Origin of the sequence: Novosphingobium sp. AAP93 (assembly GCF_001296055.1) — a bacterium.
Classification (GTDB): Bacteria; Pseudomonadota; Alphaproteobacteria; order Sphingomonadales; family Sphingomonadaceae; genus Novosphingobium.
The window spans coordinates 21,723-44,602 of sequence record NZ_LJHZ01000125.1 but is presented as its reverse complement, the minus strand read 5'-3'; the positions used below and the strand labels follow the sequence as shown (position 1 = coordinate 44,602).

General features: G+C 65.3%; 21 protein-coding genes. 9 read left to right on the top strand and 12 right to left on the bottom strand.

Annotated features, from left to right (window positions below; genetic code table 11):
* Positions 1 to 407, top strand: a 407-nt coding sequence (locus tag IP83_RS18240) for an OmpA family protein (RefSeq protein ID WP_156309850.1), incomplete at its 5' end; no start/stop codon positions are given.
* Between the two features lie 139 nt (positions 408 to 546).
* Here the strand turns inward: IP83_RS18240 and IP83_RS18235 are convergent.
* The 7 genes from IP83_RS18235 to IP83_RS21085 all read right to left on the bottom strand — a co-directional run bounded on the left by IP83_RS18235 (position 547) and on the right by IP83_RS21085 (position 7,345).
* Positions 547 to 2,088 (bottom strand): MFS transporter, encoded by a 1,542-nt coding sequence (locus IP83_RS18235; protein WP_054123657.1) that lies wholly within the window; start codon positions 2,086 to 2,088, stop codon positions 547 to 549.
* Positions 2,078 to 2,782, bottom strand: coding sequence for a 7-cyano-7-deazaguanine synthase QueC (gene queC, locus IP83_RS18230; protein ID WP_054123656.1), 705 nt, complete (start codon positions 2,780 to 2,782; stop codon positions 2,078 to 2,080). Before queC ends, IP83_RS18235 begins: the two co-directional genes overlap by 11 nt.
* A 49-nt stretch (positions 2,783 to 2,831) precedes the next feature.
* Positions 2,832 to 3,344 (bottom strand): DUF3617 domain-containing protein, encoded by a 513-nt coding sequence (locus IP83_RS21000; protein WP_231625123.1) that lies wholly within the window; start codon positions 3,342 to 3,344, stop codon positions 2,832 to 2,834.
* Between the two features lie 51 nt (positions 3,345 to 3,395).
* The gene (locus IP83_RS18220) at positions 3,396 to 4,304 is read right to left on the bottom strand and encodes an Hsp33 family molecular chaperone HslO (RefSeq protein WP_054123655.1); all 909 of its coding nucleotides are present in this window, start codon (positions 4,302 to 4,304) and stop codon (positions 3,396 to 3,398) included.
* A 2-nt stretch (positions 4,305 to 4,306) separates the two neighbouring features.
* Positions 4,307 to 5,233, bottom strand: a complete 927-nt coding sequence (argF, locus tag IP83_RS18215; protein WP_054123654.1) for an ornithine carbamoyltransferase — start codon at positions 5,231 to 5,233, stop codon at positions 4,307 to 4,309.
* Positions 5,230 to 6,423, bottom strand: a complete 1,194-nt coding sequence (locus tag IP83_RS18210; protein WP_054123653.1) for an aspartate aminotransferase family protein — start codon at positions 6,421 to 6,423, stop codon at positions 5,230 to 5,232. The genes argF and IP83_RS18210 overlap by 4 nt, the downstream gene beginning before the upstream one ends.
* A 142-nt stretch (positions 6,424 to 6,565) precedes the next feature.
* Positions 6,566 to 7,345: a cold-shock protein gene (locus tag IP83_RS21085; RefSeq protein WP_054123652.1), complete on the bottom strand. Its 780-nt coding sequence runs from the start codon at positions 7,343 to 7,345 to the stop codon at positions 6,566 to 6,568.
* Positions 7,346 to 7,658: 313 nt separating this feature from the next.
* Here IP83_RS21085 and IP83_RS18200 point away from each other — a divergent pair, with 313 nt between their 5' ends.
* The 3 genes from IP83_RS18200 to IP83_RS18190 are packed head-to-tail and all read left to right on the top strand — an operon-like array spanning position 7,659 to position 9,534.
* On the top strand, positions 7,659 to 8,093 hold the full coding sequence (locus tag IP83_RS18200; RefSeq protein WP_054123651.1) for a TIGR01244 family sulfur transferase: 435 nt from the start codon (positions 7,659 to 7,661) through the stop codon (positions 8,091 to 8,093).
* The gene (locus IP83_RS18195) at positions 8,090 to 8,548 is read left to right on the top strand and encodes a hypothetical protein (protein WP_054123650.1); all 459 of its coding nucleotides are present in this window, start codon (positions 8,090 to 8,092) and stop codon (positions 8,546 to 8,548) included. Before IP83_RS18200 ends, IP83_RS18195 begins: the two co-directional genes overlap by 4 nt.
* A 5-nt stretch (positions 8,549 to 8,553) precedes the next feature.
* Complete coding sequence (locus tag IP83_RS18190; protein ID WP_054123664.1) at positions 8,554 to 9,534, top strand: sterol desaturase family protein; 981 nt, start codon at positions 8,554 to 8,556, stop codon at positions 9,532 to 9,534.
* Here IP83_RS18190 and IP83_RS18185 read toward each other — a convergent pair.
* Genes IP83_RS18185 through IP83_RS18165 form a run of 5 tightly spaced genes read right to left on the bottom strand, consistent with a single transcriptional unit; the run spans position 9,475 to position 16,104 of the window.
* Positions 9,475 to 10,914, bottom strand: a complete 1,440-nt coding sequence (locus tag IP83_RS18185) for a hypothetical protein (RefSeq protein ID WP_054123649.1) — start codon at positions 10,912 to 10,914, stop codon at positions 9,475 to 9,477. The two genes, IP83_RS18190 and IP83_RS18185, sit on opposite strands and share 60 nt — an antisense overlap.
* Positions 10,915 to 10,966: 52 nt before the next feature.
* Positions 10,967 to 12,286 carry a UDP-N-acetyl-D-mannosamine dehydrogenase gene (wecC, locus tag IP83_RS18180; RefSeq protein WP_054123648.1) on the bottom strand — a complete coding sequence of 440 codons (1,320 nt, stop codon included), beginning with the start codon at positions 12,284 to 12,286 and terminating at the stop codon, positions 10,967 to 10,969.
* Entirely contained in the window at positions 12,276 to 13,397 is a 1,122-nt protein-coding gene (gene wecB / locus IP83_RS18175; protein ID WP_054123647.1) for a non-hydrolyzing UDP-N-acetylglucosamine 2-epimerase, read from the bottom strand. Before wecB ends, wecC begins: the two co-directional genes overlap by 11 nt.
* Positions 13,398 to 13,436: 39 nt before the next feature.
* A complete protein-coding gene (locus tag IP83_RS18170) occupies positions 13,437 to 14,423 on the bottom strand; it encodes an agmatine deiminase family protein (protein WP_054123646.1) in 987 nt (328 codons plus the stop codon).
* A gap of 4 nt (positions 14,424 to 14,427) precedes the next feature.
* Positions 14,428 to 16,104, bottom strand: a complete 1,677-nt coding sequence (locus tag IP83_RS18165) for a M28 family metallopeptidase (protein ID WP_369817041.1) — start codon at positions 16,102 to 16,104, stop codon at positions 14,428 to 14,430.
* 128 nt (positions 16,105 to 16,232) lie between these two features.
* Here IP83_RS18165 and IP83_RS18160 point away from each other — a divergent pair, with 128 nt between their 5' ends.
* The 5 genes from IP83_RS18160 to IP83_RS18140 all read left to right on the top strand — a co-directional run bounded on the left by IP83_RS18160 (position 16,233) and on the right by IP83_RS18140 (position 22,870).
* Positions 16,233 to 18,962: a bifunctional [glutamine synthetase] adenylyltransferase/[glutamine synthetase]-adenylyl-L-tyrosine phosphorylase gene (locus tag IP83_RS18160; protein ID WP_054123645.1), complete on the top strand. Its 2,730-nt coding sequence runs from the start codon at positions 16,233 to 16,235 to the stop codon at positions 18,960 to 18,962.
* The gene (locus IP83_RS18155) at positions 18,959 to 19,432 is read left to right on the top strand and encodes a peroxiredoxin (protein ID WP_054123644.1); all 474 of its coding nucleotides are present in this window, start codon (positions 18,959 to 18,961) and stop codon (positions 19,430 to 19,432) included. Before IP83_RS18160 ends, IP83_RS18155 begins: the two co-directional genes overlap by 4 nt.
* Before the next feature lie 46 nt (positions 19,433 to 19,478).
* Positions 19,479 to 20,234, top strand: a complete 756-nt coding sequence (locus IP83_RS18150) for a ferritin-like domain-containing protein (protein WP_231625121.1) — start codon at positions 19,479 to 19,481, stop codon at positions 20,232 to 20,234.
* 263 nt (positions 20,235 to 20,497) lie between these two features.
* Positions 20,498 to 21,142: a M23 family metallopeptidase gene (locus IP83_RS18145; protein ID WP_082364834.1), complete on the top strand. Its 645-nt coding sequence runs from the start codon at positions 20,498 to 20,500 to the stop codon at positions 21,140 to 21,142.
* 189 nt (positions 21,143 to 21,331) lie between these two features.
* Entirely contained in the window at positions 21,332 to 22,870 is a 1,539-nt protein-coding gene (locus IP83_RS18140) for an acyl-CoA synthetase (protein ID WP_054123662.1), read from the top strand.
* Positions 22,871 to 22,880 lie beyond the last annotated feature (10 nt).

The window sequence follows — 22,880 nt, the reverse complement described above, 5'->3', positions numbered from 1 at the left end:
CGCCGCCCCCGCCGCCGCCGCCGCCGCCCCCGCCGCCGCCGCCGCCTGCTCCGGTCTGCAACAAGGGTCCGTACATCGTCTTCTTCGACTGGGATAAGTCGAACATCACGCCTGAAGCGGCTACCATCCTGGACAACGCGGTTACGGCCTATGGCAACTGCGCCAGCGTTCCGATCATGCTCGCCGGTTACACCGACCGCTCGGGCACGCCGAAGTACAACCTCGGCCTGTCGCAGCGCCGCAACGATGCGGTCCGTGGCTACCTGACCGCCCACGGCATCCCCGACGGTTCGATCACCAGCCAGGCGTTCGGTGAAGCTAACCCGCGCGTTCCGACCGCCGACGGCGTTCGCGAACTGCAGAACCGTCGCGTGGAAATCACGTACGGTCCGGGCTCGGGCATGTAAGCTCGGCAGAAGCCGGATAAGTTTGGGGGGCCGGAGCAATCCGGCCCCCTTTTCTTTTGGATGAAGCGGCCAGGGCTAGCTTTGAGAATTCAGGCCATCAAAGCGCCGGCCACGCGAGCGCGGCGCACCGTCTACGTGCTCAGCGCTCGCGAATGATGAGATCGCGGCGGCAGACCTCAAGCGCGACCAAAGCGAACGGCACAACCACGAGGATGCCCGCCAGACCGATGCGCAGGTTCGCCCCGAACGCGCCGGAGATTTTGCCTGCAGCATAGGGGCCGAGCGCGAGGCCGATCATTGTCGCAAAGAGGAAGAAGGCCGCCGTTGCAGTAGCGCGGGTCGTGGCCGGCACAATGTTGACGATCGTTCCGGCAGCCCCGCCAAGCGCGCAGCTGGCGAGAAACCACATCGGGAAGACGCAGATGTAGACGACGGTCAGTGAATGGGTCGCCAGCATGATGCAGTTCGGAACCAGCGATGTGAGCAATGCTGCGATCACCACCAGGATGCGCCGCGAGTGGTATCGGTCGCCAGCCAGCCGATCTCCCAATGCCCCGCCTGCGATCACGCCCAGCGCGCCGCCGATAGCCGCCGATCCCCCGACAATCAGCGCGACGGCACCGGCCGACGCACCAAACTCGCGGATCACCAACGAGGGGCCGAACGCCGAGTTGGCGTAGGTGATCACGCACATGAGCCCGTAGCCGAGGTTTAGCCCGACAACGGACTTTGAAGCCCAGATGACGCGGAAAGCTTCCGGATCATCGTGTCGCAAGGCGATGGCCCATGACGCAATAGCGTATGTTCCGATACCAAGTGCAATCCACTGCGCCGGATCACCGATCAGGTACGAAAGCAGGGTGCCCAGCATGGCAAGCCCAGCGGCGATGGCGAGATTGCCAACACGGGCGGAGGTGCCGCGCCGGGCCGCAGCCAAAAGTGTGAACGGCGGGACGATTGCGGCAAGATCTCGCACAAACGCAGCCCATGTAGCGGCCTGAGGTGCCGGGCGCGGAGCGCTATCCTGCGGCGGCGCCTCGAAGCGACCACGGATCGGCTCCCTGAGGCTGCGCACCCAAAACGCAAGCGCAAGGCCGGGCAGGCCGACGGCAAGGAAGGCCGCTTGCCATCCGGCCAGTCCAAACGGTCGCTCGGCAAGCGGCAAGGCGTTGTTCCAGCCGCCTGCAATTGCAGTACCAATGTAGAGCGAGAAGCCGCCGCCGAGGTAGATACCCGAAGAGAAGATCGCCACTGCAGTCGCGCGGCGATGCGCCGGGAAGTAATCCCCCAGCAGGGAGTACGAGCAGGGCCCGGCCGTTGCCTCGCCTACCCCGACACCGATCCGCGCCGCGCCGAGCTGGAGAAAGCTGCGCGAGAGGCCTGAGAGCGCCGTCATCACCGACCACAGCGCGAGCCCTGCCGCCAGCACGCGCGTGCGCATCGCACGGTCTGCCAGCTTGCCCAGTGGAATACCGAAAAGGGCGTAGAAAACGCCGAACGCCGTGCCGTACAGGAAGCCGAATTGGGCATCCGAGATGCCGAGATCGTGCTTGATATCCACGGCGAGGATCGTCAGCAGCTGACGATCAACGAAATTGACGATGTAGACTATGACCAGGACGAACAGCGCGTACCAGCTGTAGCGGTCAACACCGAACCATTGCTTCGGCTTATCCGTCATCTCCATACTTGGTGCCATCCTCTATCCCGGCTGCATCGAATCCCGCGCGCCGCAAACGGCAGCTGTCGCACACGCCGCAGGCTCGGCCGTCGGGCAGCGGGTCGTAGCAAGACCAGCTGGCCGCAGGATCGAGCCCGAGACGGGCCGCTTCTTGCGCGATTTCGCTTTTTTTGAGGTGTTGGAGCGGAGCGTGAACCCGCACGGTGCCGCCCTGGTCGCCAAGTTTGGTGGCAACCCGGGCGAGATTTTCAAAGCCGCCGATGAATTCCGGCCGACAATCGGGATAGCCGGAGTAGTCGAGCGCATTGACCCCGATGAAGAGATCCGATGCACCCGCCGCTTCGGCCCATGCCAGGGCAAGCGACAGAAACACGAGATTGCGGGCCGGGACGTAAGTAACTGGAATATCATCGCCCACGCCGTCCTTGGGCACGGCGATGTCCGCCGTCAGGGCTGATCCGCCGAACTGGCGCAGATCGAGCGGGAGGATCACCTGACGCTCGACCCCCAGCGCCTTTGCGATCCCTCGCGCAGCTTCGATCTCGACGCGATGACGCTGGTTGTAGTCGATCGTCAGCGCCAGAACCCGAAAGCCCTGCTCACGTGCAAGTGCCGCACAGACCATGGAATCAAGCCCGCCCGAAAGCAGAACAACAGCAAGAGGGGCTTGTTGGGAAACGGCTTCAGCTACCATGCCGCAGAGCTAAAGCCATGCACCGCGCGTGGCAATCCTCAGTGCGAAATCAGGAGGGACAAGCGCCAACGCGTCGCACCTCGGCGCGGACATTGAAGGGCAGCCCTTGCGCAATACCCTGCGTTTCCAGCTGAACCAGTTGCGCACTCTCGAAGCGAACCGACGTTTGGCCGTAACCGTTGCCCGGGCAGGTGTAGTGCACGGTTACCGTATCAGCCGTATCCTGCACGGTGAAGCTGCGGCACGCCTCGCGCATGTGGCGAATCTGGATCAGACGGCGACCGCTCTCGATGCAGATCCGGCTCCGACCTCCCGCCAGATCGCGATCGCGCACTTCCCATTGACCAGGCTGCAGCAGATCCAGCATGGCAAGCGACGGCCGCTGCGCAGCAAGTGTCGGTCCCGCAAAGGCCAGCAGCGCAAATGCGGCGGCGCCCAACGCCCAAACAACCGGGCGCAGCGCAACATGGGTAACGAGGCGCAGCAGGCGGTCCATCATGCAGGCGCGTCCCCCAAAGTGATCCGGCACCATGCCGGTTCGCCGAAATTCAATATAGGCCAATTTGCGCTGCGTTAAAGTGTTCTTTGGCAGCGACAAACCGAATCGGATGGATCAGTCGAGATCGATCTCGAAAACCTTCGAGCAAAACGCGCAGTCGACGAGAATCAGGCCGTCCTCGTTCCGCATTTCCTCGCGCTCTGCCGCTCCGAACCGCCCCAGAACCGAGCGGTAATAGTCACCGCTGCAGCGGCAGCCTTTGACGAGGCGCGTGCCTCGCTCCACCCGGACTTCGTTCTCCTCGTGAAACAGGCGCCAGAGGACGGTCTCAAGGTCGAGACCGGGGTCAACGAGCTCGGCAGGCGAAACCGCACCGCCCATGATGCGCATGTGCTCCCATTCCGGGTGATCGAGCTGGACGTGAAGCCGCTCGCGTCCCTCCTCGCCTTCGGGCAAGTGCTGGATCAGCAGACCGCCAGCGACACAGCCATTGGCATCACTGCGGATACCGACCCGGATCAGCGTCGGAATCTGTTCCGACTGGAAGAAGTAACTTTCGCAGGCCGCCGCCAGCGTTTCACCCTCCAGCGGCACGATGCCCTGATAGCGCTGATCGGTCGCCGCGAGATCGAATGTGATCGCGAGGTAACCGTCGCCGAACAGGGCGTGGAGCGTCGGGCTCGGGCCGAGGTCATCGAGCCGCGCCCGGTCGAACCGGGCATAGCCGCGCAGTTCGCCGGCGCGGTAGTCGCAAACCAGCAGATCGATCACCCCGTCCTGCGTCTGCGCCTGCATGGTCAGTTGGCTCTGCTCATCCTTGAGCAGCGAGCCGAGCAAGGCGGCGAGTACCAGCGCCTCGGCCAAAAGGTGACGAATTGGCGCAGGATAGGCGTGCGCCGCGATCACATCATCAAGCATCGGGCCAAGCCGCACCACGCGCCCGCGTGCGTCGCGATCCGGCACGGTGAAGGTCAGGACCCGGTCGAACCCGGTCGTTCCCGCGGATGCGCTACTGTCCGACATGCTCAGATCTGCCCGAAGGCCCAACGCAGGATCGACTTCTGGGCGTGGATGCGGTTCTCCGCCTCGTCCCACACCACGGATTGCGGCCCGTCGAGCACCTCGTCGGTCACTTCCTCCCCCCGGTGGGCGGGCAGGCAGTGCAGCAGGACAGCATCGGGTTTTGCCTCCGCCATGAGCGCTGAATTGACCTGAAATGGCGTCATGGCGGCTAGCTTGGCTTCGGCATGGGCCTGGCCCATTGATATCCACGTATCGGTCACCACCACGTCGGCCCCGCGAACGGCATCGGCAGCATTGCGGTACGTATCGATGCGAGCACCCCCGGCACGGGCAGCGGCGATGAAGGCGGGATCGCTGTCGTAGCCTTCCGGTACGCCGATGCGGACGTTGAACTTCATCAGCCCCGCCGCCTCGACAAACGAATTGAGCACGTTGTTGCCATCGCCCAGCCAAGCCACTTCGAGGCCAGGCAGCGCCTTGCCGTGTTCGAGCAGGGTCTGCAGATCGGCGACGATCTGGCAAGGGTGCGACAGGTCAGTCAACCCATTGATCACCGGCACGCTGGCATAGTGGGCCAGTTCCTCAAGCTTCGCGTGATCATCGGTGCGCAGCATGATGGCGTCCGCCATGCGGCTTAGTACGCGGGCCGTATCGGCTATGGTTTCCCCCCGCCCGAGCTGGGTCGTGCCGGCATCAAGCACGATGCCGCTGCCACCAAGCTGGCGAATGCCGATGTCGAACGAGACTCGCGTGCGCGTGGAGTTCTTCTCGAACACCATGGCGAGGACCCGGCCTTTCAACGGTGCATCGGCATCAGGCTGGCCCTTGGGCAGCCCGCGCCGCGCCGCCTTGCGATCCATTGCATCGCCGAGGATTGCGGCGAGGGCATCCCCGCCGACATCGCTCAGGCTGAGGAAGTGCCGGGTCATGCCGGCACAGCTTCTGCCGCGTAACTCGCGGTGGCGGCCGAGAGCTTCTCCATGAATTCCTCGATGTGGCTGTCGTCGATGACGAGCGGCGGCAAGACGCGGAAAGTCATGTCGCCGGCAGCCACCGTCAGCAACTGTTGGTTGTCCCGCATATGGGCGACGAACGGACGCGGCTCGATCTTCATCTTGACGCCGAGCATCAGGCCACGACCACGGACGAGTTCGAACATGTCCGGGTAGTTGCCGATGAACTGCTCGAGCCGGCCACGCAGGCGTTCGCCCTTGGCCTTGACCTCCTCGAGGAAGGCTGGTTCGGCCACGACGTCGAGCACGGCTTCGGCGGCGGCCATAGCGAGCGGATTGCCGCCGTAAGTGCTGCCGTGCGTGCCGATCACCATGCCGCGTGCAGCCTTTTCGGTTGCAAGGCAGGCGCCCAGCGGGAAGCCGCCGCCGATGCCCTTGGCGCTCGCCATGATGTCCGGCGTCACGCCGTACTGCTCATAGGCATACAGATCACCGGTGCGCGCGACGCCGCACTGCACCTCGTCGAAGATCAGCATCAGATCGTGCTCATCGGCCAGTGCGCGCAGGCCCTGCAGGAATTCCGGCGACGCATCGCGGATGCCGCCCTCGCCCTGGATCGGCTCGACAAGGAAGCCCGCAGTGTGGGGCCCGATCGCCGCCTTGGCGCCCTCGAGATCGTCGAAGTCGACATAGCGGAAGCCTTCGAGCAGCGGCATGAAGCCCTTGTGCATCTTCTCCTGGTTGGAGGCGCTGATCGTGGCCAGGGTACGGCCATGGAACGCGTTCTTGAACGTGATCAACTCATAGCGCTCGGTATTGCCGGCGTGCTGGTGATAGGCGCGCGCCGTCTTGATGGCACACTCGACCGCCTCGGCGCCCGAATTGGTAAAGAACACCGTGTCGGCGAAAGTCAGATCGACCAGCCGTTGCGCCAGATGCTCGCCCTGCGGGCTACCGTAGAGATTGGACACGTGCATCAGCGTCGCCGCCTGCTTCTGGATTGCGCCGATCAGATGCTGATTGCTGTGGCCGAGCAGGTTGACCGCAATGCCGCTGGCGAAATCGAGATAGCGCGTGCCGTCTTCGCTGATCAGATGGCAGTGCTCTCCGCGCACCGGACGCACGCCGCACCGGGGATAGACGGGCATCAACGGAGTGATCGACATGGGCTGGGTTCCTTCCTGCTTCGGCTCCCGTTTGGCCGGGAGTGTTGTCGTAAACGACAAATGGCGACCCGGGAGGGCCGCCATCTGTAGATGTCGGTGGCACAGGTCTTCAGCCGACTGGCCGAAGGACCACACGCCGCTATCAGTCTTGTCGGGGCACCAGATTGACTGCCGAGTACTTGCCCCGCCGATCGACTTCGAGATCGAACTCGAGCTTGTCGCCCTCGTTCAGCTCGCGCATGCCCGAACGCTCGACAGCGCTGATGTGTACAAAAGCATCCGGCTGGCCATCATCACGGGTGATGAAGCCGAAGCCCTTCATGGCGTTGAAGAACTTGACCGTGCCGGTCGCCTTTTCGCCGGTCAGCTGACGCTGGGGAGCGGCCGGCTTGGCCGCAACGGCGATCACATCACCGACGACCTGCAGATCGGCTGCCGAGATCTTGCCGCCGCGATCGACGAGGTTGAATTCAAGCTGCTGGCCTTCGGCGAGGCCTTCGAGGCCCGCACGCTCAACCGCGCTGATGTGGACGAACACGTCTTCGCCGCCATCTTCGCGCTGGATGAAGCCGAAGCCCTTCTGGCCATTGAAGAACTTGACGACGCCCTTGCCGGTGCCGACGACCTGGGCCGGCATGCCGCCGCCGCGCGGGCCGCCGAAGCCGCCGCCGCCACCACCGCCGCCGCGCGGACCGCCGCCGAAACCGCCGCGATCACCGCCGCCGAAACCGCCGCGATCACCGCCGCCGAAACCGCCACGGTCACCGCCGCCAAAGCCACCGCGACCACCGCCGCCGAAACCGCCGCGATCAAAACCGCCGCCGCCGAAACCACCGCCGCCGTAGGGGTCGAAGCCGCCCTCGTCACCGAAACCATCGCGCTTGTCGCGTCCGCGACCCCGCCGCCCTCTGTCAAAACCCATAAAAACCAATAAACCTTCGTTCCGCCCCTGCTTTCCTGGGTGCCGCAAGCCGGACGCGGCTGCCGACGGCACAACAAGGGAAACGCGCGAGACTCTGCTCGCCTGATCCTCTGCAGTTAAGACTATAGCCAACAAAAGGCTCCAGTGCGAACGGATTCGTTGCCGGGCACAACGTGGCGACCAAAGAGTGTGGCCTTTCTACCATGTTCTGGTGACACTTGCCCTTGACAGAGGCTTTCGGCAAAGCGGACCCCAAGCGTCGGCGCGGCGCAAGACGCCGAGAGCGCTTAGGCATTGGAGAGAGACGGCTGCCATGTTCCGCAAGATCGATGACAAGACTTTCGCCAGCCCCCAAATCGAACTGGCAGACGTCGCCGAAGCGCAGGCGCTTGGAATCGGCATGATCATCAACAACCGGCCGGAAGACGAGTCGCCAGACCAGACGCCGGGTGCCGAGATCGAAGCTGCCGCCAAGGCGGCCGGCATCGCCTATGTCGCGATCCCGGTGACGCATGCCGGATTCTCGATGCCGCAGGTCGAGGCAATGCAGGCCGCGCTGGCGGAAGCCGGTGACAAGCCGGTTCTGGCCTATTGCCGCTCGGGCACGCGGTCCACGTTGCTTTGGGCGTTGGCCCAGGCGCGGTCGGGCATGGCGCCGGAAGTTATCGCGTCCCATGCTGCTGGTGCCGGGTACGACGTCAGCCCGATCATGCCGCAGATCGATTTCCTCGCCGCGCAGGCGCGGTGAGGCAGGCATTCTCGGCCGTGTCGATCAGCGCTCTCCTTGCGATTCCCGGTGCAGGCATTGCCCTGCAGTCGCTCGGCTCGCTCATCGCAGTTCTGCTTGTCTTCGCGCTGGTCCGTGCGCTGGGCATGGGCAGTGACGTGCGGATCGCCGACGAGGCGGCAGCGCGGGCGCTCGCGGAAGAGGCGCGCTGCGGCTTTGATCCGATCGAAGTCGCACTTGATCGCGCCCGCATCGGCGCCCTTTTGCGCAACAGCGCGGGCGAAGTCATGCTCATCCGGCGGCATGGGGCGCGATTCGCCGCCCGCGTGCTGTCCTCGCATGCCGGTGCCCGTCTGGATCGCGGGTTCCTGACGCTGTCGACCGAAGATCCTCACTTCGGCAGCATCACGCTCGATCTGGGCGAGCGGGCGCAAGTCTGGGCAGCCAGCCTCCGCCGGCTGGGAGTCCGCGCATGAACGAGATGATCGCACCGATGCTTGCGGCGCTCGCCACCCCGATCACTCATCCGATCGACGCGATCGCCTATGCGGTCCCGGCTTTTGTCGCGCTGATCCTGATCGAAATCGCCTGGGCACGCCGCCATGCGCCCGATGCGTATGAAGCGCGCGATATGCTGACGTCGCTGCTCATGGGCCTTGGCAGCACGATCGCCGGAGCCCTCGTTGCGGGCGCGATCTGTGCTGCCGCAACATGGCTTTACGCCCACCGGGTTGCAACGGTGCCCTACGCTTGGTGGTCGTGGATGGCGGTGCTCGTGTTCGATGATTTCAACTACTACTGGGCCCACCGCACCGGACACCGCGTCCGCTGGTTCTGGGCGGCGCACGTCAACCACCACACCAGCCAGCACTACAACCTGAGCACCGCATTGCGGCAGACCTGGACCGGCCCGCTGGCGCTGTCATTCGTGTTCCGCATCTGGCCCGCCTTCATCGGCGTGCCGCCGGAGATGCTGCTCACAGCGGGCGCGGCCAACACGGTCGGTCAGTTCTGGATCCACACCGAAGCTGTCCGCCGCATGCCCGCCTGGTTCGAATGGATCTTCAACACCCCTTCGCACCACCGCGTCCACCACGCGACCAATCCGCTCTACCTCGACCGCAACTATGCGGGTGTGTTCATGTTCTGGGACCGCCTGTTCGGCACCTTCCAGCCTGAACTCGACGAGGAACCGGCGCGTTATGGCGTGATCCGCCAGCTCGGCACATTCAACCTGCTCCACAGCGTGTTCCACGAATGGAAGGGCATGCTGAAGGACTTCGCCGTCGCCCCATGGCGCTACAAGCTGGCCTATCTGGTGCGCGAACCCGGTTGGAGCCACGATGGCAGCCGCGACAGCAGCGACACGATCCGCGCCCGCTGGATGGAGCGCAACGGATACCTAGCGCCCGATGAGCCCCAGCGCATGGCGGATGAAGGCATCGCGGTCAGCCACCCATAGCATGTCGTCCGCGAGCTGGGGGTTCGCATAGGTCCAGCCGTCTGCTGAATAGACTTTGCCGAACGTCCCGCGCGTGCCGAACGCCAGCGAAACCGTGCGCTGCTCGCTCTTCAGCGTAAGCCCCTCACCCGCGATGGTCGCCGTCCCCGGCTCGAAGCCACGCCCCCACGGGCGCAGCGCAAAGACATAGGATTCGTTGCGGAAGCTGCGCACATCGGTGTTGAAGAAGACCGAGAGGTACACCTTGTCGAGCGCCGAGAGAGGCACTGCAGGCATGCGCCAATCGGATGTCGCGATCACCGGCCAAGGATAGTGCTGCGGATTGCCGTAGAGAATCTCGCTGCGCAGATCGACCAGCGCCTCGCGCGGGGGCTGATAGGGCTGCACCCGCTCGATCCTGAGGTTGTTCGACCAGGTGAAGCCGAATGAACTCGCATCGATCAGCGGCATCGCGGAGGGCGAACCAAGCCCGGGCGCGTTCGAGACGGTAACGTTCTCGTAGATGCGCAGATAGGCCTTGTCCTTCAGCTGATGCCCGCTCGCAATGTCACGCCAGCCCTGCTGCCCCTGCCAGCGCACATTGCGGAAATGCGAGACGAGCGTGCCGTTGATGTAGGTCGAATGCTCCTGATCGGCGATGCCGCCGACATTGCCCATGATCTCGCTGTCTTCGGCATAGATCATGGTCTCGCCGCCGGGTGCGAAGATCGCATTCTTGCCCCCGAAGATCCTCGCGCGCCGCAGCACTGCCGTAAACAGCCCCGGCGGCGCACCGCCATAGGTCTCGAGATGCAGCGCCCCCATCGGCTGGACCGCGCCCGGAAAATCAAGCTCGATATCGCGCAGTTCGAAGTGGATGCGGGCCCGGCCCATGTCGAGCGCACGCATCCGCAGGACAGCCCATTGGTCGCCCGTCCGGAATGTCACCCGCTCCCCCGGTATCGACGAGCGGAACATGTACTGCGTGCCATCAAGGTTACCGGTGATATCTGGCAGGTTCGGCGCAAAAGGATAGACACAGGGGCGCCCGGCACGGTCACGCGCCTCGTAGACGAACTCCATGCCGCCTTCGGCCCGGCCATAGAGCGCGGCGACATCGTTGCCCTGATAGACTTCGCGGCCCGCGGCCTGCGAAGCATCGCACTTCACGAAGAAGCGGTTCGCCGGACGGCGCAGCCCGCGCATCGGCATGTAGAAGGGATAGCTCGCATCGTGCGCGGCGTATTCGGCTGGCGTATGCGGCGGCGGCAATTCCGCCGGGACCACCGGCTGCAGCGGCGGCACGGCTGCCTTATGCGGCGCGGTCTGCGCATTTGATTCGCTGCCGAGCCCGCTGCAGCCGATCGTGCCGAGCAGCGCCGCTCCGGCTGCGAGCCACAATGGAACTCTCAAGGCGATCCTTCCAGCAACGGGCAGGCCCGCCCGCATCGCATCAGCTCGCGAGGCGCAGTGCGGTGCCGGCCGTGTCCGCATCCGGCTGATCGGGCCAGATGCCGCGCGTGTCATAGACGACCTTGCCGCTGCGCTCGGCGAGCGGGACAACCTTGAACACATCATGATCGACCAGCACAACAAGCAGATCGCAGGTCTCAAGCGCGTCATCGAGATCGATCAGGCCCGCCCCGGTATCGGTGAACTCGACCGGCAGCGCCTGCGCATAGGGCTCCACGACGCTGACGCGCTTGCCATACTTGCGCGCGATCCGCGCCGCGACAAAACGCGCCGGACTTTCGCGGAAGTCATCGATGTTCGCCTTGAAGGCGAGGCCGAGGCAGGCAATGCGCGCTTCGGGATGCGCGTCGATCAGCTGCGTGGCACGCTCGATCACATGGTGCATCTTCTGGTCGTTCACGCCGCGTGCGGCGCGAATCAACGGGGTGTGTTCGGGTGCGCTCGCGACGATGAACCACGGATCGACCGCAATGCAGTGCCCGCCGACGCCGGGGCCCGGCTGCAGAATGTTCACGCGCGGATGGCGGTTGGCGAGGCGGATCACTTCCCACACGTCGAGGCCCATGCGGTCTGCCACGATCGAAAGCTCGTTGGCGAAGGCAATGTTCACATCGCGATAGGCGTTTTCGACCAGCTTGGTCATCTCGGCCGAGCGCGCATCCGTAGTGACGCAGGTCCCGCGCACGAAGCGCTTGTAGAACGCCAGTGCTTTGCGAGCACAACGCGGCGTGATGCCGCCGATCGAGCGGTCGTTGTTGGTCAGCTCTTCGAGAATGCGGCCCGGCAGCACCCGCTCGGGGCAATAGGCGATCGAGACATCGGGCGTCTCGCGCGTCAGGCCGGGGAACTTGAGGTCAGGACGCAGGCCCGCCATCAGATCGCGCATCATCTCGGTCGTGCCGACGGGACTGGTCGATTCGAGGATCACCACGTCGCCAGCCTTGAGCACGCCGGCGACTTCGCTGGCGGCAGCTTGCACGTAGGACACGTCCGGCGTGTGGTGGCCGTCCTTGGCGAACGGTGTCGGCACCGCGATCACGAAGACGTCGGCTGGCTCGATCTGGGTCGAGGCGCGCAGCAAGCCGCGCTGGACGACGCCCTGCACGAGGCCATCGAGATCGACTTCCTCGATATGGATCTCGCCGCGGTTGATCGTGTCGACCACGCTCTGCGTCACATCAAGCCCGAGCACCTGGCAGCCCGAGCGGGCAATGATCGCGGCGGTCGGAAGTCCGATATAGCCCAAGCCGACAACGCAGACCTGCGGCTTCACATCACCGTTGCCGATTTTAGCGGACATTCCCCAAGAGCTCCACGATACGGCGCGCCGCGTGCCCGTCCCCGAAGGGATTGTGCGCGCGCGCCATGGCCGAATAGGCAGCCTTATCGTCGAGCAGGGTAAAGATTTCGGAAACTATCCGGGCGGTTTCGGTGCCCACGAGCTTGGCCGTGCCAGCCTCGACGCCCTCGGGCCGCTCGGTCGTCTCGCGCATCACCAGCACCGGCTTGCCCAGCGCGGGCGCCTCTTCCTGCACCCCGCCGCTGTCGGTCAGCATGATTTCGGCAAGGCCCAGCAGGCGGGCGAAATGCGGGTAGTCTAGCGGCTCGATCAGCGCGACATTGGTAAGGCCGCCGAGCGCGCCTTCCATCACCTTGCGAACATTCGGATTGGGATGGACCGGGAAGATCAGCGCGACATCGGGCCGGGCGGCAATCTGCCGGATTGCCTCGGCTATGGCTTCAAGGCCGCCGCCGAAGTTCTCCCGTCGGTGGCTGGTGACGCCGATGATCCGCTTGCCCGCAAAGCGCGCTTCGAGATCGGCAAGGCCATTGGCCAGCGCCGGTTCGGCCTCGATCTTCGCGGACACCCACTGCAAGGCGTCGATCACCGTGTTGCCGGTCACGTGGATAGCATCGGCCGCCACATTCTCCGCCCGCAGCGCAGCGGCCGAAGTCTCGGTCGGCGCGAAGTGTAGCGCGGCAATGGTGCCGATGATCTTGCGGTTCACCTCTTCCGGCCAAGGGTGATAGATATTGTGGCTGCGCAGCCCAGCTTCGACATGGGCCACCGGAATCTTGCGATAGTAGGCCGCCAAAGCCCCCGCCATCGCCGTCGCGGTATCGCCCTGAACCACCACCCAGTCCGGCTTCTGGGCATCCATCACGCCGCCAAGCCCTGTAAGCAGCGCGGCGGTCAGCCCATCGAGTGTCTGGTCGGGCTTCATCAGATCGAGATCATGGTCCGGCACGATCCCGGCAATCGCCAGGACCTGATCGAGCATGCCCCGGTGCTGCGCCGAAACGCAGGTCACCACGCGAAAGCGCGGATCGGAGGCGAGCGCATGCACCACCGGAAACATCTTGATCGCTTCCGGCCGGGTGCCGAAGACCACGAGAATCGTCTGTGTCATGCCAAGCCCCCTAACACCGCCGGGTTAAGGGGCGCATAATCAGGCGGAAGGCATCTGCTGGCTGGAGCAGTGAAAGCCGCCGCCGCCGGCCAGCACCGCATCGGCCATCAGCCCGATCACCGCGCGCCCCGGAAACAGTTCGGCAATCGCGGCGACGCCATCATCGTCATGTTGCGTACCAAACACCGGCACGATCACCGCATTGTTCGCAATCACAAAGTTCATGTAGCTCGCCGGCTGGACCATGCCGCTCCACTCGACCAGCCCCGGCGAAGGGACTTCCGCCACCTCGACCCCGAAATCGCGCGCCCGCGCCGCCGCATCCGCATAGATCGCGGCATTGGGATCATTCGGCCCCGTCGCACGCGGCAAGGCCAGTCGGTTCGGCGCCACGAAGCGGGCGAGGTTGTCGACATGCCCGTCGGTATGGTCGTTGATCAGGCCATCCCCCAGCCACAGCACCCGGTCGTAGCCAAGATCACGCGCAAGGCGGGCCTCAAGATCGTCTTGCGAAAGCGCGGGATTGCGATTCGGATTGAGCAGGCACTGCGCCGTCGTCGCGACTAGCCCGGTGCCATCGCCATCAAGCGCACCGCCTTCGAGAATCCAGTCACAGCGGTCGGCGGCAAGCCCGGCACTGGCGGCCAGATCAGCCCCGATCGCTTCATCCCCCGGCATCAGATACTTGCCGCCCCAGCCATTGAAGCCGAACAGCCGCGCGCGCCGCTCACTCTCGCCGCAAACAACCAGCGGCCCGGTATCGCGCAGCCAGACGTCGCCATAGACCCGGCGCTCCAGCCTCACCGCGCTAGAAACTAGGCTCCGCGCCCGCGCTTCGTTCGCCGCATCGCGCACGATCAGGCGGACTCGCTGACCGCTGTCGGCCACAGCGCTGGCGAACGCCGCGATCTGCACTTGCGCGGCCTCGATCACGCCGGACCATTCCTCCGCCAGATGCGGAAATCCGATCCAGAGCCAGTCCTGCGGATGCCATTCCGGCGGCATCCGCAGCGCAGTGTCGGTCATGGGATCACTTGCCCTTTGCTGCGGCGAGGCTCTTGTCGCGAACCGCGCGGAATTCGTCGTTGGGGTGCCAGTTGGGCCAGACATTGCTGTCGGCAAGCTCGCGGCCCAGGCGGTAGAACAGCTTCACGTCCTGCACCATGCCGGAGATGTCCCAGCTTTCCTGATACTCGTCGCTCGGCTGGTGGTAGCGCACGTTGACGTAATCGTCCGAAGCCGCCTGCCCGGCTGCGGTGCCGCCGTTGACGAGATCGACCCCGCGCCCGACGTCGAACATCGGCACGCCGCGCTTGGCGAGGCTGAAGTGGTCCGAGCGGTAGTAATGGCCGCGCTCGGGATGCTCTTCGGGAGATTCGCGCAGACCCATCTCGCCTTCCACCTTGCGCAGGATCGCCGTCAGCTCGGACTTGTCGCCGCCGGTCACGGTAATGTCCTTGGCGGGACCGCCTACCGCCAGCGCATCCATGTTCACCCCGCCGACCGTCTTCGCCAGCGGGAAGACCGGGTTCTGCGCGTAGTATTCGGAGCCGAGCAGGCCCGATTCTTCCAGCGTGACCGCAAGGAAAACCTGGCTGCGCGCCGCCCGGCCCGCCGCCGCGTTCATCTTCGCCAGCGCTGCCAACGCGGCGACGCCGGTCGCATTGTCGACCGCGCCGTTGCAGATGTCATCGCCCGTCGCATCGGGCTTGCAGCGGCCAAGATGGTCCCAATGCGCGCTATAGAGAACGTACTCAGCGGGGCGCGTCTTGCCCGGCAGCAGACCGACTACGTTGTGCGAGTTGGCCTTCTCGATCGTGTTGTCGAACGAGAGGTTGGCCTTCAGGCCAAGTGGCACCGGCTTGAAGCCCTTCTGCTGCGCCGCCGCCGTCAGCGCAGCAAGGTCCTTGCCCGCCGCCTTGAGGATCGCCTCGGCCACCGGCTTCTGGATCCAGCCGTTCGCCACGGTCTGGTCCGCGCCGTCATTGGCGGTCTGCACGAAGTGCTGCGCGCCCGACCAGCTCGATTCGACCACCTGCCAGCCATAAGCCGCCGGGAACGTATCGTGGATGATCAGCGCCCCTGTCGCGCCCTGCCGCGCGGCCTCCTCGAACTTGTAGGTCCAGCGCCCGTAGTAGGTCATGCGGCGCCCGCGGAAGAGGCCGTTCTCGCCTTCCATCGCGTAGTCCGGATCGTTGACGAGGATGACCGCCGTCTTCCCCTTCATGTCGATCCCGGCATAGTCGTTCCAGCCCAGCTCCGGCGCATTGATGCCATAGCCGACGAAGACCAGCTCGCTGTCCTTCACTTGCGTTTGCGGCGTGATGCGATAGCTGCCAGCCACGAAATCGCTCGAAGGCTGGAACGTCAGCACCTGCGCACCGCCGGTCACAGTCAGCGGGCTCTTGTTGATCGCCTTGATCGTCGCCGTGGGCACATCCTGCAGCCACTGCCCCTTGTTCCCCGGCTGAAGCCCCGCTGCCTTGAACCGCGCGATGATCGCCTCGAGCGTCTTGGGCTCGGCCGCCGTCCCCGGGCCCCGCCCCTCGAATTCGTCGGACGAGAGCGTGCGGATCGTCTCACGCATCAACGCTTCGTCAACCGCCGGGACCGCCGGGGCCGCACCGCTTGCGGCCAGCGGCATTGCCAGCGCAGCCCCGCAGAGCAGGACCAAAGCCTTGCGACCAAACGATTTGCCGATCTTCATCCTCGTATCCCTCATACCAATCACATCGCCCTTTCCGGCATGGCGCGCAGAGGTGGCAGAGCCCCCGCCCGCTGGCAAGCCGCACGCGCGCGCTTGATCGCGTGGCGCCGACCGTGCATCGCACCCGGATGACCGGCACCAGCCACACAGCGGACTGGGCGCACGCCCTCCACCGCGCCCGCGCCGAAGCGCCGTTCCTTGCCCGCGGGCTCGATCGCTTGCCCGAACTCGAGGCCTTGCTGCAGGCCGGGCGGATCGAGGATGCCCTCACTGCGGCCCACCAGGCTGGCGCAAACGAGGCCGACACCGGCATTGCCCTGCGCCGCCAGCGCCTCGCCCTCGCCGTCGCGCTTGCCATCGGCGATCTCGCGGGCGCGCTCCCCCTCGCGCGCGTCATGGCCGAACTCTCCACCTTTGCCGACCACGCGCTCGACGCCGCCATCATTGCCGCCATGCGCCGCCGCCTGCCCGATGCCGAGCCGCAGGGCTTCTCCGCCATCGCGCTCGGCAAGCACGGCGCGGGCGAGCTCAACTACTCGTCCGACATCGACCCGATCCTGCTCTACGATCCCGACCTCCTCCCCCGCCGCGAGCGCGATGATCCGGCCGAGGCCGCCCAGCGCATCGCGCGCACCGTCGTCGAACTGCTCGGCGCGGTCACCGGCGACGGCTATGTCTTCCGCGTTGACCTGCGCCTCCGCCCGGCCGCCGAAGTCACCCCCCTAGCTCTCCCCTTCGTCGCCGCGATAACGCACTACGAATCGAGTGCCCTTGCCTGGGAACGCGCCGCCTTCATCCGCGCCCGCCCCGCCTCGGGAGATATCGCAGCCGGGCAAGCCTTCCTTGATGCCATCCGCCCCTTCGTCTGGCGCCGCAGCCTCGATTTCGGCGCGATCGCCGAGATCGGCCGCCTCACCACGCGCATCCGCGACCACTACGCCGTTGGGCAGGCGGTCGGCCCCGGTTACGACCTCAAGCGCGGCCGCGGCGGAATCCGCGAGGTCGAATTCTTCGCCCAGACCCATCAACTCATCCACGGCGGCCGCAACCCCGCGTTGCGCCTGCGCGGCACCCGCGCCGCGCTTGATGCGCTGGCCGAAGCGGGCATCGTCGCCACCGAAGACGCCGCGCTGCTGGGCGAGAGCTACGACCGCCTGCGCACGCTCGAACACCGCCTGCAGATGATCGCCGACCAGCAGACGCACAGCCTGCCGACCGATCCCGCGATGCTCGAAGCCGTCGCGCGGCTGGATGGCCTGCCCTCCGGCACCGCGCTGGTCGAAGAACTCGCGCAGATCTCAGAAACCGTAGGCACCCGCTTCGACAACCTGATCGCCACCTACGCCCCGACCGGCGCGGTGCCCGTCACCACGCGGCCGCTCGAGCAGGAACTGAAAGCCCTAGGCTTCAGCGAACCCGGCGCGCTCGCAACCCGCATCGAGAGCTGGGAAAACGGCCAGTACCGCGCCCTGCGCAGCGCCGAAGCCCGCGCCGCTTTCGCCCGCCTGCGCGATACGCTGCTCGGCGCCCTCGCCGCCGCGCCTGATCCGGAGCGCGCCCTCCTCAGGTGGGAAGGCCTGCTCGCTGGCCTCCCCAGCGCGATCAACATCTTCCAATTGCTCGAAGCACGCCCCGCGCTCCTCGGCGTCGTCATGCGCGTGCTTGCCCATGCGCCCACATTGGCGGACGAACTCGCCCGCCGCTCTGACCTGCTTGACACCCTGATCGATCGCAGCGCTTTCGATTTGCCCGGCAGCGTCGAAAGCCTCGTCGCCGAATTCCGCCGCTGCGAGGCGGGCGACGATTACCAGTGCCTGCTCGATGCGGTGCGCCGCAAGGTCGGCGAGTGGCGCTTCGCCCTCGGCGTCCAGCTGATCGAGAACCAGCTCGGCGAGACCTGGCGCGATCCGCTCGACGTTGCCGCCGCGCTCTCGCGCCTTGCTGAAGCGGCTATCTTGGTCCTCTCCGAAGCGGCGACCGCAGAATTTGTCCGCGCGCATGGCAAGATCGCCGGTAGCGAACTCGTCATCCTCGGGCTTGGCAGGCTAGGCGGCGCGGCGCTGACCCATGCCTCCGATCTCGACATCGTGTTCCTGTTCAGCGGCGATCACACCGGCGAATCCGACGGGACCCGCCCGCTCGGCAGCACGCTTTATTTCAACCGCCTCACCCAGCGCGTGATCGCAGCACTTTCGGCCCCGACTGCCGCCGGCGCTCTCTATGAAGTCGATGTCCGCCTCCGCCCCAGCGGTGCCCAGGGCCCCATCGCCGTAAGCCTCGAAAGTTTTGCGCGGTATCAGCGCGAGGACGCATGGACCTGGGAGCACATGGCGCTGTGCCGCGCGCGGCCCTTGTTCGGTTCGCCGGAAGACTGCGCCGCGCTCTCGGCGATCATCGCAGACGTACTTCATCGTCCGCGCGATCCGGACAAACTAAGGGCCGACGTGCTCGCGATGCGCACCGAGATGGCGCAGCACAAACCGCCCGCCGGCCCGCTCGACGTTAAGCTCGCGCGCGGCGGGCTCGTCGATCTCGAATTCCTCGTCCACTACCTGCAGCTGCGCGAGCGGTCCGGATTCGATCCCGATCTCGGGCGTGCAGTAGACAGCCTCACGGCGGCCAAGCTGCTGCCCTGCCCCCTGCGCCTCGCACACGATCTGCTTGCGCGGCTGCTGATTGCCGTGCGCCTCGTTGCCCCCGACGGACGCTATCCGCCCGAAGCCAGCCGCGCTATCGTCGCACGGGCATGCGGCCTGACCGATTGGCCGGAACTGCTGGCGGCCGTGCTGGCAGCCCGCCACGCCATCGCGGCCTGCTGGCACACGATATTTGGCGAAGAACTGGAGATTGTTGAATGAGCGATACCATCGGCGCGGGCAGCCCGCTGCCTGACATTGCCATGACCACGCCCGAAGGCGGCACGGTGAAGCCGTCCGATTTTCGTGGTCGCAAGCTGGTGCTGTTCTTCTATCCCAAGGACGATACACCCGGCTGCACGACCGAGAACAAGGACTTCTCGAGCCTCGCGGCGGAGTTCGGGGCGGCCGGCACGGCGCTGCTCGGCGTGAGCAAGGACCCGCCCAAGAAGCACCTCAAGTTCATCGAGAAGCACGGCCTCGCTGCGCCGCTTGCGACTGATGCCGAAGAAGGCGGACTGTCCGACGCGCTCGGCATCTGGACCGAAAAGTCGATGTATGGCCGCACCTACATGGGCATGGAGCGCACGACTTATCTCGTCGGTACCGATGGCAAGATCGCGCAGGTCTGGTCGAAAGTGAAGGTCAAGGGCCACGCCGAGGAAGTCCTCGCCGCTGCCAGAGCGCTCTAATCCGGCGATGGCCCAAGCATCCGTTGCCGCTGCGATCCGCGGAGCCATGCTCACCGCGGATCCTGCGGCCAAGGCCATGGCAGCGCGCGCCGTCCGGCGTGACTGGGCAGCGGGGCGTCTGGCATTCATGTTCGATGTCGCGATGCCCGATGAGCCCGCGCGCCCCGCACGGCCCGAATTGCTACCGCCCAACGCCATGCCCAAGCGTGGGCGCGGCGGGTCGGAGCGCGGACGGCTCGCGCTGCTTCATGCCCTCGCGCATATCGAGTTCGTCGCGATAGACCTCGCGCTGGATGCGGCCGGGCGTTTTGGTGAACAGCGCGGGCCAGAGTTCGTTACCGACTGGCTCGACGTTGCGGCGGACGAAGCGATGCATTTTTCATTGCTCGCCCGCAGGTTACGCACGCTGGGATCGGATTATGGTGCGCTTCCGGCACACGACGGGCTGTGGGACGCGGCGCGCGAAACGGCACATGATCCCGCTGCGCGCCTCGCTGTGGTGCCGATGGTGCTCGAAGCGCGCGGCCTTGACGTTACCCCCGTGACGATCGAGCGGTTTACCGCCGCCGGGGATCTGCGCTCCGCACGTATCCTCGAACGCATCCTGGGCGATGAGATTCGGCATGTGCGCTACGGGACAACGCACTTCCTGAAATTGTGCGACGAACGCGGTGAATCGCCGCCCGACCTCTGGAAAACCCTTGTGGCGCGGCATTTCCGCGGGGCTGTTAAGCCACCGTTCAACGACTCGGCGCGTCGTGCTGCCGGTTTGTCGTACGAATTGATGACAGGGGTTGTCTGATTAAGACACTTCCCCCTAACCCGAAGCCAACGAGGCGGCGGGAGGGGTTTCCGCACAGTCTCTGAGAACTTTTCAGGCGGACCGGAATGATCCGGCGAGCCGTTGGGAAGGTCCAGATGGATCGGTTTCGGTCTCAGCGGCGCAGGTGATGCTGCAGGATCGGTGCGATTAAGGGTTAGCGGGTCGTAATGGTTAACAACAAGATTGTGAAACTGGTACTTGGCTCCATCGGCGCCGTTGCCTGTTTCTTCTCGGCTCCCGCCATGGCGAACAGCGCCGCGTCTGCCGATATTGCTGCCCCGCTCCGCGCCGCCGAAGCTGCCCGCAACGGCACTAGCGCTGCCCCAGCTGACGATGAATTCCACAAGCTCTTCGCAAGCTGGAAGGCCCTCGAAACGGGCGCACCGCTTGGCGCCGCTGCCCCCGCCCAGCGCAATGGCGGCGTTTCAATCCCATCGCTGGTTCCTGTTTCTTCCAACCGCGCGATGAGCAGCGGCTTCGGCATGCGCGTTCACCCGGTTCTCGGCGGTATGCGCGCGCACAAGGGTATCGATCTTCCTGCCACCACCGGCACCCCGATCCACGCGTCGGCTGATGGTGTCGTTGGCAAGGCTGACTGGTTCGGCGGTTACGGCCTGTTTGTAGAGCTGGAGCATGGTGGTGGTATGGAAACCCGCTATGGCCACATGTCGCGCATCGCGGTTGCCGAAGGCCAGCGCGTTCGCAAGGGCGACGTGATTGGTTATGTCGGTTCGACCGGTCGCTCGACCGGTTCGCACCTGCACTATGAAGTGCGCATCGGCGGCGAGGCGGTGAACCCCATTCCCTACATGCAGACCGTCGCCCCGGGTGTCTCAACCGACACCGTTCTGGCGCAGAGCGACGTTCCGGCCCCGCTGGCGCGCTAAGCGCCGCGACGAAAAGTCATCTTGGAGAGGATGGGAAGCAGGCGGCGGAAACGCCGCCTTCTTCTTTTTTGGCGTTCACTCGCGTCCGGAAATGGATTTGACTGACGAATCCCGTTGCGCCCTTTAATCGAGCGGTTAAACTCTCTCGCAAAGCGGACTGTCTGAGCCGCTGATCCTGAGAGGATGCGCATGCACTACCACCCGAGTTTCCACGCGAGGACCAACCCGGAAAAACCCGCCGTGATCATGTCAGGCAGCGGCGAGGTTGTGACTTATGGCGAGCTGGAAGCACACAGCAACCGCTTCGCCCAGTTGCTGCGGTCCCGCGGGATTGGCATCGGCGATACCATTGCGCTTTGCTTCGAAAATCACCCGGCATTCTTCTCGCTTTGCTGGGGCGCGCAGCGTGCAGGCATTGTCTACGTTGCCATATCTTCGCGTCTGGCGCCGCCCGAAGTTGCCTATATCGCGCGCGACAGCGGCGCGAAGCTGCTGGTCGGTTCGGGCACACTAACGCCCCTGCTTGATGCCGTTGCTGCCGATGCTCCCGAAGTTGCGCAGCTCCGCCTTGGCGGCTCGGGCGAGCATGACCTCGCCGCCGCGCTGGCAGCCATGCCGATCGACCCCATCGCCGACGAACGCGCGGGCTGCGACATGCTCTATTCGTCCGGCACGACCGGCAAGCCCAAGGGCGTGCGCGTACCGCTGCCCGAGGACCCGGCGATCGGCGGCGCCAATTCGCTCATCATGCTGGCAGGCGGCCCCTTCGGCATTCGCCCGGATGCAGTGTACCTTTCACCCGCACCGCTCTATCATGCTGCTCCGCTCCGCTGGTCGATGACCATTCACCGCTTTGGCGGCACGGTGGTCTGCATGGAAAAGTTCGATCCCGAAAAGGCGCTGGAAGCGATCGAGCGCTACAAAGTAACCGATAGCCAATGGGTGCCCACCCATTTCGTCCGCATGCTCAAGCTGCCGGAAGAAGTGCGCGCGCGCTACGACCTGTCCTCGCTGCGCGGGGCGATCCACGCGGCAGCACCCTGCCCCGTGCCCGTCAAGCGCGCGATGATCGAATGGTGGGGCCCGGTGCTCAACGAGTACTACGCCGGCACCGAGGGGAACGGCTTCACCTTCATATCGAGCCCTGAATGGCTGGCGCGCCCAGGCTCGGTCGGGCGCGCGCTGCTCGGCACGATCCGCATCTGTGACGAGAACGGCGATGAAGTGCCGCGCGGAACCGAAGGCCAGGTCTTCTTCGAAGGCGGTAATCCGTTCGCCTATCACAACGACCCCGACAAGACGCGCGATGCGACCAACAAGCACGGCTGGACCAGCCTAGGCGATGTTGGCTGGGAGGACGAGGATGGTTACCTTTTTCTCACTGATCGCAAGAGCTTCATGATCATATCGGGCGGGGTCAACATCTACCCGCAGGAGATCGAGAACCTCTTGATAACACACCCGAAGGTGGCAGACGTCGCAGTCATCGGAGCCCCCGATCCGGACATGGGCGAGCGCGTGGTCGCCGTTGTTCAACCGCACGACTTTGGTGAAGCTGGCCCCGCGTTGGCAGAGGAACTCACTGCCTGGCTCGCGCCCCAGCTAAGCCGGGTCAAGCTCCCCCGCCAGATCGATTTCCGCGCCGAGCTGCCGCGTGAGCCCACCGGCAAGCTGTTCAAGCGGCTGCTGCGCGACGAATACAAGGCCGCCGCCGCAGCTGCCGTCTGATCTCCACTTC